Raw genomic sequence first — 13171 nt, forward strand, 5'->3', positions numbered from 1 at the left:
TTCTTTACGCCTTTTTATTGGCTTTGAGCTGTTCTTCACGTTTTCTTAATTCCACTCGTCTGATTTTAGCAGAAGCCGTTTTCGGCAGGCTTTCCACAAATTCAATCTCTCTCGGATATTTGTATGGAGCTGTAATGGTCTTTACATGGTTTTGCAGTATTTTGACAAGCTCATCACTGCGTTTTTCGTGATTTTGCAGGACAACGTACGCCTTAACGATGGATCCTCTGATTTCATCAGGGCTTGCGACTACAGCACATTCTTTTACTTCAGGGTGCTTAACAAGCGCGTCTTCCACTTCGAATGGCCCGATCGTGTAGCCGGAGCTGATAATGATATCGTCATTTCGGCTTTCAAACCAGAAGTAACCTTCCTCATCTTTTTTAGCTCTGTCTCCTGTAAGGAAAAAATCGCCGCGAATTTGTGTTTTCATTCTTTCAGGATCTTTGTAATATTCTTTAAAGAGTGCCGGCGTGCTAAGGTGAACTGCGATATCGCCAACCTCACCAGATTTGCAGATTTCACCGTCTTCATTAATGATCTCCACCTGATTTCCCGGTGTCGGTTTTCCCATGCTTCCCGGTTTAATATCCATATCTTTCAAGACACCGACTAAAAGCGTGCTTTCTGTTTGGCCATACCCGTCCCGCACCTTAATGCCGAAGTGCTTTTGGAACACGTCAATGACTTCACGGTTAAGCGGCTCGCCTGCGGACACGGCGCTGTGCAGGGCAGAAAGATCATACCGGTCTAAACCTTCAACCTTCGCCATTAAGCGGTATTCCGTCGGCGTACAGCAGAAGACATTGATTTTGTAACGGCTTAAAAGTTCTAAATATTTTTCTGCTTTGAATCTGCCGTGGTATACAAAACCCGTTGCTCCGCTGCCGAGTACCGCTAAAAACGGGCTCCACACCCACTTTTGCCAGCCAGGGGCAGCAGTCGCCCAGACGACATCTTTTTCAGAAATATCAAGCCAAGCGCCAGCAGATGTTTGTAAATGAGCAAATGCCCATCCGTGTGTATGTACAACACCTTTAGGCTGACCTGTTGTTCCGGATGTATAAGATAAGAAAGCCATATCTTCTCTTGTTGTGTCAGCTGTTTGGAATTGACTTCCGTCCGCTTCAATCGATAAGAGATTTTTCCAGCCGGCATCGTTTTCGCCAATAGACAGTTTAATCAGTTTGTCAGCCGTAGTGACATCACGGAAAGCGCCGATAAATTCAGAATAGACGATGGCGCCTTTTACTTCTGCATGTTCAATCCGGTATTCAAGATCTTTCGCACGAAGCATTTCCGAGCACGGAATGACAACCATTCCTGATTTTAGGATAGCCAAATAAACAGCATAGGCTTCAAGCACACGCGGAACCATTACAATCAGCTTGTCTCCCTTTTTAAATCCAAGGTCAGCCAAAGCTGCTCCAATTTTATTTGTTTCTTCCATCAGCTTTTCATATGACCAAGATATTTGCTTACCTGACTCATCCTCCCATAGAAGAGCGGTTTTTTGTCCAGTGGCACTGAACTTTTCCATTTCATTCACTAAATTATATTCCATAGGGGCAATTAAATCTTCTCGTTTTAACACGTACAACTCCTCACTTTCTTCACCCATTATACATAAATACAGGCTCTTTCCGTAAGGATATGCCTAAAAACAAGCTCTGTAAACATAGGTTTTTATAGGCCGCTGGTCCTTTTTTATACATAAAAAACGAAAAAGAGTGGGGATATCCCCACTCCTAAGCCATTATGTGAAATTGTAAATTAGAATTGTCCTCCGCCCATGTTTTGTTGAGCAAAAGATACAAGACGTTTTGTGATCTCTCCTCCAACAGAACCGTTAGCGCGAGAAGTTGTGTCTGCTCCAAGGTTTACACCGAATTCAGAAGCGATTTCTAATTTCATTTGGTCGATGGCTTGAGCAGCTCCTGGTACTAGGAGTTGGTTACTGCTGTTACCGTTTTGACTGTTTTGTGCCATGTGTCTCACCTCCTTGTGAGTATAGAATGTGTTAAAACACATGGCTTCATACAGAAAAACTTTGGTAATTGTATACAGGAGCCGGAGCGATTTAAAAGAGTTCTGCGAATTTATCGTTTGCTTCTTGTTCACTATAAAGCGTCATTGTTTCAATGTTGTCAACCGCTTCTCGAATATACGGCTCAAAATCAACAAAGCTTTCAAAGTGTTCGATTTTTTCTTTTTTAGGGCGTGTTTTCGGACTTGGCGGCGTAAAGATCGTGCAGCAGTCTTCGAACGGCTGAATGCTTGTCTCATATGTGCCGATTTCACGTGATTTTTCGATGATTTCTGTTTTGTCCATGGCGATTAACGGACGCAAAATCGGTGTTGGCGTCACCGCGTTAATCGCATACATGCTTTCAAGCGTTTGGCTCGCTACCTGACCGAGGCTTTCCCCCGTAATGATGGCAAGCCCATTTCTCTTTTCTCTGATTCTGTCGGCAATTTGAAGCATGAGGCGGCGGGTTGCCGTCATTGTGTAGTTCTCAGGTATTTGTTTTTGGATGAGCTCTTGCGTTTTCGTAAACGGAACGATATGAAGCGTCATGCTTCCCCCGAAGCGGGCCAGGCATTTTGCCAGATCCATTACCTTTTGTTTTGCGCGCTCGCTTGTGTATGGCGGGCTGAAGAAATGAACAGCTTCTACCGACAGTCCCCGTTTCATCGCATAAAAACCAGCCACAGGGCTGTCAAAACCGCCGGAAAGCATCAGCATCGCTTTGCCTGCTGAACCAACGGGCAGGCCGCCTGCACCTTTTTCATCGCGGATCGTCAAAAAAGTCGCTTCTTCCCTGATTTCAATTCTGAGCGTGATGTCAGGATTGCGAACATCGACCGTCAATCCTTCTGTATTTCGCAAAATATGGCCGCCGATTTCGTTATTCATTTGATTCGTATCTAATTCAAATTGTTTATACGCTCTCTTCGTTGCGACTTTAAACGTATCACCAGGCTGATACTGATTTTCGACAGCTTGCAGAGCAGTGGCCTTAATATCATCAAGACGGCTATCACACTTAATCGCCAGGCTGAAGCTTTGAATGCCAAACACCTGCTTTAAATGAGGAAAAAGAGCCTCAGGATCTTCTCCATTTAATGTAATCGTCATACGGTCCCGATTGGAAAAGTATTTTAAGTTCGGATAGCCTTTCAAAACGAGTCTGACGTTTTGCTTTAAGCGCTCAATAAAGCTTTTTCTGTTTTTGCCTTTGGTCGAAATTTCCCCAAAACGAATTAATATATGATCGTAATTCATATTCTACCTCATCATTTTCTTTAATTTTTTGATGCCAGGACGGAGCGCGTTCATAAACGGCTCTACTACATTGCTTGTCTGGCTGTAATTTAAGCTGATTCTGATGCTGCTTCCGGCAATTTGCTCTCCCTTGCCCATCTGCAGGAGAACTTCGCTGGGCTTATGCTCTTTTGCCGAGCAGGCCGATGTGGTTGAGACGAATATATCCTGTTCCTCGAGCATGTGTAAAAGCACTTCTGCTTTAATCCCAGGAACAGAGAAATTAATAATGTGCGGCGCACTATTCATTTGAGGCGTATTGACAACAACGCCTTCGGTTTCACTCAGCCTTTTCATAAACAATTCCTTTGCTGCAGCCATCGTGTCAAGCCTTGTTTCAAAATCAGAAGCGGCAAGATTCATGGCTTTGGCTAGCGAAACCGCCCCCGCAGTATGCTCCGTTCCGGCCCGAATGCCTTTTTGCTGGGAGCCTCCCGTTAGTAGGGGAATAAGACGTGTTCCTTCTTTTACGATAAGCGCGCCTGTCCCTTTCAGCCCGTGAAATTTATGCCCGGAAATCGAACAAAGATCAATGCCTGCCTTTTCAATCGCCAAGGGCACTTTATAGATGCCCTGCACATAATCGACGTGAAACAAAATGTTCGAGTGCTCTTTCAGCACTTCTCCTGCCTTTTCAATCGGCTGCACGGAACCGACTTCATTGTTCACATGCATCATGGTGACAAGCACGGTATCCGGGCGGATGGCTTGTTTCAGTTCTTCAATGGAAACCAATCCGTCTTCGTTCACTGAAAGATAAGTGACGTCAAACCCGAATAACTCCGTAAGCTGTTCTAATGATTCCGTAACCGACGGATGTTCAATAGAAGTGGCAATGATATGTTTGCCTGCTTTTATTTTTGACAAAGCGGCTCCTTTTAAAGCCATATTATTAGCTTCTGTAGCGCCTGACGTAAATACAATATCATAATTCTTTATGCCTATGGCTCTTTTTATCTGATGTTTAGCTGCCTGAAGCAGCTGTTCCGTTTCTGCTCCATACCGGTGCAAAGATGAGGGATTTCCAAAATATCGTCTGCTTGTTTGTTCATATGTGTTCAAGACTTCATCGTAAGGTTTGGTCGTTGAACTATTGTCTAAATATAACATCTTTTTACTCCTTTAATATGAAAGCAATCCAAAACTAATTTTATATGTTACCATATCAAATTACTGCTGAAAAAGTAAATAAAATTACTATTGACTTCTTCATACATTCACCTATAATTAGATTTGTTACTTTCGTCATATTATCTGACAATTAATTGACAGAATATTCTACCAAAGTGAAATTAGGAGGATTTATACGTTATGAAATCATCACTATCAGCCAAGGAAACGATCGCCATTGGGCTTATGCTCTTTGCTTTGTTCTTTGGCGCAGGAAATATGATATTTCCGCCGGAACTTGGACAAGCAGCCGGTGAGAATGTTTGGAAAGCGATGACAGGCTTTCTCGTGACCGGTGTCGGCCTGCCGCTTTTAGGTGTTGTAGCTGTTGCTTTAACAGGTACAGATGCTAAAGGCCTTGCAGATAAAGCACATCCTGTCTTCGGAACCATTTTTACTGTCGTTCTTTATTTAACAATTGGACCGCTGTTTGCAATTCCGCGAACAGGCACTGTTTCTTATGAAATTGCGGCTGTACCTTTTGTAGGCGGCATGCCGGCATGGCTCACGCTTCTTATATTTACGTTTCTTTTCTTTGCAGTTACGTACTACCTGGCTTTAAATCCTACAAAGCTAGTTGACAGGATTGGTAAGGTATTAACGCCTATATTACTTGCTGTTATCGCAATATTAGTCATCAAAAGCATCGTGACGCCGATGGGGGACATACAGTCGCCGCTTGAAGCGTATGCTTCCGAATCATTGTTTAAAGGATTTTTAGAAGGCTATAAAACAATGGATGCACTTGCTTCTATCGTGTTCGGAATTGTCGTTGTTAATGCCGTTAAGGAGAGAGGCATTACCAGCCGTAAATCAGTTGCTTCCGTATGTATTAAAGCGGGGCTGGTTGCCGCAGCGGGACTCGGCCTGGTTTACGTTTCACTCGCCTATTTAGGAGCAACAAGCACAGAATCTGTCGGACTCCTTGGTGCAGGCAGCAAAATTTTATCAGAATCTTCACAGCACCTGTTCGGGTCATTAGGAAATATGATTTTAGGCGTCGCTATCCTATTCGCGTGCCTGACAACAAGCATTGGCCTTGTCTCTTCATGTGGAAATTATTTCTCAAAGCTGATTCCTTCTTTATCTTATAAAGCCGTTGTAACGATTGTCACTGTGTTCAGTTTTATTATTTCTAACTTTGGGCTGTCAAATATTATTTTGTTCTCAGTCCCTATTTTATCAGCTATTTATCCGTTAGCAATTGTTATCATTTTGCTTTCATTTATTGAAAAATCATTTAAGGGCAGACGTGAAGTATATATCCTATGTTTGATTGCAACTGGTATTTTCAGTATTATTGATGGCCTGAATGCCGCGAGCATTCCGCTCGATTCTTTAAATAAAGTTCTCGGGCAATCGCTGCCGCTTTACAGCTTAGGATTCGGCTGGGTTATCCCTGCAATCATTGGAGCCATTGCCGGTTATCTGATTTCTCTTGCTGCTGCTTCGAATAAAAAAACAGCTAATATCAACGAGTAAAAACGAAAAAGCCTTTAAGGCTTTTATATTCTGAATACATTAAAAGGCCGAGCACTCACGCGTCGGCCTTTTATATACACGTTATTGATATTGATGCTCTTTTGTCTTTTGTGATTCTATTTTTCGGACAGCCCCTGGTGAGGCTTTTTCAACTGCTGCTGCTGCAATTTCATACGCTTCACTGTATTCATATTCATAAAAACGTCTTTCCGCTTCTTTCAGCTGTTCAGATAAAATATGATTCTGGCTTCTGAACCGGTTTCCGAACTGAATGATTTTTTCAATGAGGATCACCTGCTCGACAAGTTCCTCTGATTCCTGGCTTGCCCTGTTGACGATATCTTCTGCTTGCTTTAAGTGGGCTCCGGCTTCTTCCATATTTAATGGAAGTTCGTTTAGTTGATTGACTGTTTCTTGAATATGATGATATGCGTTTTCCAGCATCTCTTGAATATGACTCGGAATGCCTGGTATATTGCTTGTCTTCAGCAATCTTGCTGTCTCAGAAATTGTTTTTTTCAAATTGCTGAGCGTCTCTCTTGCCTGAAGCTCTTCTTTTCTCAGCGCTAGCAGCTTTTCACGGTATTCGGCATGCTCTTTTTTCACTTCTTCAATCTGCTTCTCTATTGAAGCAACTTCTTCTACTAAAAGTGAGTAGGCGACGTGCTCTGCATCGAGCTTATCTTTAACGGATGAGAGCAGCTTGCCAATTCCATCAAGGCGCTTTTCAAAAGCCTGCTGTTTACCGAGCTCGCCAGCTGTCAGTCTGTAGCTTTCCTTTACCAGCTCAGTTTCCGCCTTTGTATCCTCTTTCTCTTCTATCAGCTTGTCATAAGCAATGATCAATTCAGGCATTTTGCTTAGCACAGATTGGCCGGCTTCAACTTCGCCCTCCAGCTGCTGATAAACAGATTGAATATTTTCGTCTATGAGCTGCAGGATTGCGGACGCTTCATCAATATCCAGCTCAGTCATCAAGACATGTTCCGCCCGTTTCAGCTGATTGGACAGATTTTCTAATTCCTTATCAAGCTGGATATGCTCAAGCTTATACCCTTTCTCCTTCATTTCGCGATAGCCGTCCTTGAGCTTTGCAATCTGGCCTGGCACCGTCTGCTTGCAGTCAGCTAACAGCTTCGGCACGTCATCAATGTATGACTGAAGCCGTTCAAGATTGCGGTCCTGCTCAAGCAGCACTTTACGTGCAGTAATATAGTTTCCGCCTTCTGTCTCTTCTTCAAATTGTTTGATTCCGCTCCAGATTTCGTCAAGATCCTTTTCAAGGCTGTTATAAAGCTCTCCGTAAAGGTGGCTGTAAGCCAGCAGATTTTTTCTCGATTTTGAATAGCGTCCTCTCACCAGTTCAATCTCTTCACGGCTCTTTTCCTCACTTGTGACGAGGTCGCTGATTTCGCGAAGAATCTTTTCAATGTTCGATTCCGCCGCTGTCAGCAGGTCGTCGATATGAACGAGCACTTGATTGGCCTTTTTAAAACGGTATTTGTCTGCATTTTCCTCGGCATCATAAAGGAGCTCTTCAACTTTCGGCATATGGGCTGTGACAATCTCATCCCATTCTTCGCGCCACTTCTCAAAGAACTCTTCTGTCTGACCCGTCATTTTTAAATGTTTGATTTTGGACATTTCTTCCACAATCGACCGGTTTAGAATTTCAATCTTCCACGATTCCAGCCGGTCAATTTCAGCGTAGATTTTTTTCCTGAAAAAGTAGCCTGCCGCAAACAGCGCGAGCAGTACAATTAATAATCCAATGACAAACTCCATAATGAGCCCCCTTGCTGTTAACCTTAATCTGTCAGGGTATTTTATTTAATCAGAAAGATTTCAGGATATGTATTGAGAAAAACTGTCGTTTTCATTGTTATTATGATACCATGTAACCAACATTTTTTGACCAGAAATCAAAAACTTTTTGTGCAAAATCGGCAGGATTTGACTATTTTTTCATGGAGTGACGCCAATGCAAAAGCGAGACGGACATATTCACACACCATTTTGCCCTCACGGCTCAAATGACACACTCAGGCAATATGCAGAGGAAGCCTTAAAAAAAGGCTTTGCTTCGATCACTTTTACCGAACACGCCCCATTGCCGCCCTCTTTTACTGATCCGACACCGCTGAAAGACAGCGCAATGGCACAAGCCTCTCTGGAGCGCTATATCAATGAAATTTCCCGATTAAAGAATGAATATCGCGGACAGCTCACCATACGGACGGGGCTTGAGGTCGATTATATTGCTGAATTTGAAGACGAAATCAAATTGTTTCTGGACACATACGGGCCATATTTAGATGACAGCATCCTATCCGTTCATTTTTTGCGCGCAGGTTCTTCCTATCTGTGCCTTGATTATGATGAGCATACCTTTAAGGAGCTGATTTCAGCCTGCGGGAGCATTGAAGCTGTATATGAACAGTATTACCGCAGCATCTATTCTTCCATTGTAGCACCTCTTGGCTCTAATAAGCCAAGAAGAGTCGGCCATATCACACTCGTTCAAAAATTCATCAAGCTGTTTCCATACAGCATGTCTGAACATATTCGCGGACTCGTTTCTCAGTGCCTGAATGCCATACATGAAAACGGAATGGAGCTCGACTTCAATACTTCCGGCTTAAGAAAAGCGTACGCTGGCGGCATTTATATTGAGGATTGGATGCTGAATGAAGCGAAGCAAAAGAAAATCCCGCTTGTGTTTGGGTCTGATGCCCATCAAGCGGGAGATGTCGGATACGCATATGAGACGTTTTTGAAGAGTTCTAATTGATAAGCGCCACGTCTCCTGTCCGGAAGACGCTTCTGATCCAAATTTTGATTTCTTCAAAATACATTTTATAAAAATACGGCTCGTGCGGCTGCATGTAGAGCACTTCTGAAATATATTGAGGCTGGAGATATGGCATCATTAAGAGAGATTTTAATTGAAGAATAAAATGGGGCAGCGGCAGCGTTAGATGTTCACGCTGTTTTTCTCCTTCCTCAATGATCAGCTGGAAGATATACTTTTCCTTCATTAAATATGTCGACATAATTTCCCTGATTAACGTGGAGTCAATCGTGACTTCCCGGTAGACAAAACGAGTTAATTGACGATGATTATGCTGATAGGATAAAATATCGAAAACCAATTGGAGAAGCTGTTCCTGCGTGCTTTGGGAAGAGATATTGCCTGCCGCTGTTTCAAGCGTTTTGCTGTAGCCTTCATAAAACTCTGAAACTAAGTGTTCCATCAAACCTCCTTTACCTTTAAAATAGTAGGAGATGTGCGCAACATTTACATCAGCTGACTTTGCAATTTCACGGACAGACGTGCCAGAAAATCCTTTTTGGTTAAAGAGCATGACAGCAGATTCAATAATTTTGTCTTTGGTGCTTACTTTCATACGGCTCACTCCTTCCTTTATGTACTATTCAAGCAGAAGGCCGCTGTTCCTGTAAGAACTTATCGACAAATGCCGGCAGAAAAGCCGGAACTTTGTTTTATATTATAGAAAAAGTGAGGGTTTTCCATGTTCCATGTCGAAAAACAATCTGGAGATAAAGAAAAAGACTATCAGCTTCTGCTAAAACAGCTCGAAGCCATGACTGAAGACGAGACAGATCAAATTGCAAACTATGCAAATGCCTCAGCGCTTCTGTATCATTCTTTGCCTGAAGTAAACTGGGCTGGTTTCTATTTTGCCAAAGAAGAGGACGGACAGCTTGTGTTAGGGCCGTTCCAAGGTCTGCCGGCATGTGTTCGAATTCCTTTCGGCAGAGGCGTTTGCGGTACAGCGTATGCAAACGGAAAAGTGGAGCGTGTTGAGGATGTAAACGCGTTTCCGGGACATATCGCTTGCGATGCAGCGTCTCAATCAGAAATTGTGCTTCCGATTCATGTAGGCGGAAAAGTCGTCGGAGTCCTGGACATCGACAGCCCAGTGAAAAACCGTTTCGACGAAATTGATGAAAAATACTTATCACAGTTTGCCGAAACGCTTGAAAAAGCGTTAGCACAGTAATAAAAAAGCCCAAAACTGATTGTTTTGGGCTTTTTTTATTTTATTGATTCGTGAATCATCAAGCGGTTTTTTCCGTTTCGTTTCGCGCTGTAGAGCGCTTCATCAGCCTCATGCACAAGCTCTTTCAGAGACTTTCTTTTTTCTGCAGTCCAGCAGGAGATACCGCATGAAATGGTCACCTCGGGTTTCGTGTTTTTTCTGACCGCATAAACCAATCGCTCAGTAATCCGTTTCCCCACTGCAACCGGCACATTCGGCAAATAAATCGCCAGCTCCTCGCCTCCCCAGCGGGCGCCTACATCATGCTTTCGGATGTTGCTTTTAATTACCGTTGCGACTTGAATTAAAATCTCGTCGCCAGTCTGATGACCGTACGTATCATTTACATTCTTGAAATTATCAATATCTACTAGAATAAAGACACCCTTTTGGTGGATTTTCATGCTGTATTGAATTTTTTCATCTAAATATACCCTTGAATACAGTTCCGTTAGCTGATCTGTTTTCACAAGATGCTCAAGGCGGTCGCGGAGCATTGAATTGGTTACAGCCAGCGTTGCATGATGAATTAGCGCTTGAAACAGCTTGTACATTTCAAATGTAAAAGCGTACAGTTCCTGTTTTAATAAAACCGCAAAGCCTAAAAGCCGGTCATTCTCAATCATCGGAGCGGCCATCAGCGATCCATAGCCAGCCTTCCCAAAAACAGACCGGCCATTTCCGATAAAAACCCCTTTTTCACCTTCATACAGCTTTTCTTTCAACTCATCATAAAAATCAGATGGTTTCGCTTCTTTAAAAAACGCTGTGCTGCCAGGGAGCAATGTTAGCTTTTCAAAATGGTCTATATGAAAAAAACCCACTTCTTCTGCCTGAAATGATTCTGCCATTCTCACAGCCAGATCATTCATTGTATCGGTCAGTGTCAGCCGTTGATTCAGGCGGCGTGTCGTTTCATTGATCAATTCCAAATTTGCGATGCTTGCTTTGGATTGTTCATAGAGCTGGGCATTTTCAAATGCTTTTCCCGCCGCGTTTGCTAACAGTGACATTTCATCAAGGTAGACGTCAGTAATGAAACTGCCGTCCGTTCCTTCAGCCATCAACACCCCATATGTTCCCTGCTGTCCTTTGATCGGAATGTAGGCGGCTGATTCATTCTTCCGCAAAATATCCCCGGACAAAAACACTTCGAGAGCAAAGGAATCGGAATTTTCCCCTTCCATATACAGCTCTTTTGCAGGAACACCTAAACATTGATCTTGGTCGTGCGAAATAAATAATGAAAACTCAAAAGGAGAGAACGTGCGGGTCAAGCTTTCTAAAAGCTGCTTCAGCACCTCTGTCTGATCAAGCAGTGAATGGAACAGCTCTGTCATTTTGTATATCTTTTTTTGATAGATCGTTTGGATATAGAGCCTTTCCTGTTTCATTGACTGGTTTAAAAATGAAGCAATCAGGTCCGGAAGCCCTTCAGGGACCTCTCCATCCTGTCTGCATGTAAGATGAAAGCGCCTGCCGGAGCCGTCCTTAATCATATAAAATTTAGCGTTTATTTTCGAAGCGGAAAAATACAACTCATCATCTGCCAGTTTTTCAGCAGAGTCAGATAGTGACGGTGTAAGCGAAACGCAAAGGGATGAAAAGTAGGTTTGAATAGCCGAAGTCAGCCATATGAATGAGTCGGTGAATGTGACTTTTTCAGATTTGGTTAATAAAAAATCTAGCATATGATAATGAAAGGCGGATAATTGTGCTTTTGTTTGTTCTACCATGTTTTTATCACCTAAAAGTTTACCACTAATTTTTGTTCATTATATCATAAACGGCGAAGCAATAATGAAGGAATGGTTGACTTCAAAACAAATAAATTATATAATGACCTTTGTGTGAAATATTGCAGCCTTTTTGTTCAGCTTCTATGTTTTCATTTTGTTCCTTATCCATAAGGTGTATCGTGTAACTCTCTGCTGCTGGAGCGAGGATACATGAAAACAAAATGTACATGGTCGAATAGAGCAGACGGTTTTTATTTTCCACAAAAATAAAACCAAAGGAGGAGTCACATTATGGCTCGCTATACAGGTCCATCTTGGAAACTGTCCCGCCGTCTAGGAATCTCTCTTAGCGGTACAGGAAAAGAATTAGAAAAACGCCCTTACGCTCCAGGTCCACACGGTCCAGGACAACGTAAAAAATTATCAGAATACGGTTTGCAATTGCAAGAAAAGCAAAAGCTTCGTCACATGTACGGTGTAAACGAACGCCAATTCCGCACTTTGTTTGACAGAGCTGGCAAACTAGCTGGTAAACACGGTGAAAACTTCATGATTCTTTTAGATTCTCGTCTTGATAACGTTGTGTACAAGCTAGGTTTAGCACGTACTCGCCGTCAAGCTCGCCAATTGGTTAACCACGGTCACATTCTTGTAGACGGAAGCCGCGTTGACATCCCGTCTTACCAAGTAAAACCTGGTCAAACAATCGGTGTTCGCGAAAAATCAAGAAACCTTTCTATCATCAAAGAATCTGTTGAAGTGAACAACTTTGTTCCTGAATACCTTACTTTCGATGCTGAAAAGCTTGAAGGTACTTTCACTCGTCTTCCTGAGCGTTCTGAACTTGCTCCGGAAATTAACGAAGCGCTTATCGTTGAGTTCTACTCTCGTTAATTGAAGTGCTCTTTAAAGAGCATTCACCTAAACCCTAGAAACCTTGATAAATCAACGTTTCTAGGGTTTTTCTTTTATATTCTGCTATGTAGAATTGTGTATTCTTCCATAATTATTTGGGGGAGGTTTGGGGGAGGTTTGGAGGCATAAAAAATTTTGGACGGACGCTTCTCCCCTTTCATATAATAACTTTTTCATTGGTATACTCGATGGCCACATTCACAAATAAAGTGTACATGCTTGTTCCCATTCCAGTTACAAACATAATTAGTTGATTTTTTTTGACATGAAGGACAAGGTACACCAGATTTAATATTAGGTTCGCCTTCATGCTGTTCATAAACCTCTAATACATCATCAACATTTTAAGCACTCTTTTTTAGTTCCTTATCAAGCTCTTTTGTATTTATTTCTTTGCTCATCTTTTTCACCTCGCACTTAGTAACCTAAGTTCTTATCTAAAACAAAAAAGCCCATTATAGGGCTGCACTTTAGAG

At 42.5% G+C, this 13171-nt stretch carries 11 protein-coding genes; 4 read left to right on the forward strand and 7 right to left on the reverse strand.

The annotated features are described in order from the left end of the window. Window positions 1-4: 4 nt before the first annotated feature. The 4 genes from mbcS to MOF34_RS00985 form a co-directional block, all read right to left on the reverse strand. Window positions 5-1594, reverse strand: a complete 1590-nt coding sequence (mbcS, locus tag MOF34_RS00970) for an acyl-CoA synthetase MbcS (RefSeq protein WP_268398011.1) — start codon at window positions 1592-1594, stop codon at window positions 5-7. Between the two features lie 179 nt (window positions 1595-1773). After that, window positions 1774-1989: an alpha/beta-type small acid-soluble spore protein gene (locus MOF34_RS00975; RefSeq protein ID WP_010329658.1), complete on the reverse strand. Its 216-nt coding sequence runs from the start codon at window positions 1987-1989 to the stop codon at window positions 1774-1776. 91 nt (window positions 1990-2080) lie between these two features. After that, on the reverse strand, window positions 2081-3286 hold the full coding sequence (gene thiI, locus MOF34_RS00980; protein WP_268398013.1) for a tRNA uracil 4-sulfurtransferase ThiI: 1206 nt from the start codon (window positions 3284-3286) through the stop codon (window positions 2081-2083). A 3-nt stretch (window positions 3287-3289) separates the two neighbouring features. After that, a complete protein-coding gene (locus MOF34_RS00985) occupies window positions 3290-4435 on the reverse strand; it encodes a cysteine desulfurase family protein (protein WP_268398015.1) in 1146 nt (381 codons plus the stop codon). Between the two features lie 201 nt (window positions 4436-4636). Between MOF34_RS00985 and brnQ the strand changes: the two genes are divergently transcribed. Beyond that, window positions 4637-5977, forward strand: coding sequence for a branched-chain amino acid transport system II carrier protein (gene brnQ, locus MOF34_RS00990; RefSeq protein WP_268398016.1), 1341 nt, complete (start codon window positions 4637-4639; stop codon window positions 5975-5977). 81 nt (window positions 5978-6058) lie between these two features. Here brnQ and ezrA read toward each other — a convergent pair whose 3' ends face one another. Beyond that, window positions 6059-7762: a septation ring formation regulator EzrA gene (gene ezrA / locus MOF34_RS00995; RefSeq protein WP_268398018.1), complete on the reverse strand. Its 1704-nt coding sequence runs from the start codon at window positions 7760-7762 to the stop codon at window positions 6059-6061. 196 nt (window positions 7763-7958) lie between these two features. Here ezrA and hisJ point away from each other — a divergent pair, with 196 nt between their 5' ends. Continuing rightward, the gene (gene hisJ, locus MOF34_RS01000) at window positions 7959-8768 is read left to right on the forward strand and encodes a histidinol-phosphatase HisJ (RefSeq protein ID WP_268398021.1); all 810 of its coding nucleotides are present in this window, start codon (window positions 7959-7961) and stop codon (window positions 8766-8768) included. On the opposite strand, the gene refZ is transcribed toward hisJ, so the two are convergent. Continuing rightward, window positions 8761-9384 (reverse strand): transcriptional regulator RefZ, encoded by a 624-nt coding sequence (gene refZ, locus MOF34_RS01005; protein ID WP_003223478.1) that lies wholly within the window; start codon window positions 9382-9384, stop codon window positions 8761-8763. The genes hisJ and refZ overlap by 8 nt on opposite strands. A 126-nt stretch (window positions 9385-9510) precedes the next feature. Here refZ and MOF34_RS01010 point away from each other — a divergent pair, with 126 nt between their 5' ends. Continuing rightward, window positions 9511-10002, forward strand: coding sequence for a GAF domain-containing protein (locus MOF34_RS01010; RefSeq protein ID WP_014114784.1), 492 nt, complete (start codon window positions 9511-9513; stop codon window positions 10000-10002). 35 nt (window positions 10003-10037) lie between these two features. On the opposite strand, the gene MOF34_RS01015 is transcribed toward MOF34_RS01010, so the two are convergent. After that, window positions 10038-11777, reverse strand: coding sequence for a diguanylate cyclase domain-containing protein (locus tag MOF34_RS01015; RefSeq protein ID WP_268398023.1), 1740 nt, complete (start codon window positions 11775-11777; stop codon window positions 10038-10040). A 294-nt stretch (window positions 11778-12071) separates the two neighbouring features. Here MOF34_RS01015 and rpsD point away from each other — a divergent pair, with 294 nt between their 5' ends. Further along, window positions 12072-12674 (forward strand): 30S ribosomal protein S4, encoded by a 603-nt coding sequence (rpsD, locus tag MOF34_RS01020; protein ID WP_019715385.1) that lies wholly within the window; start codon window positions 12072-12074, stop codon window positions 12672-12674. The last annotated feature ends 497 nt before the right edge of the window (window positions 12675-13171 follow it).

The organism is Bacillus sp. T17B1, from assembly GCF_026796395.1.
Classification (GTDB): Bacteria; Bacillota; Bacilli; order Bacillales; family Bacillaceae; genus Bacillus; species Bacillus spizizenii_A.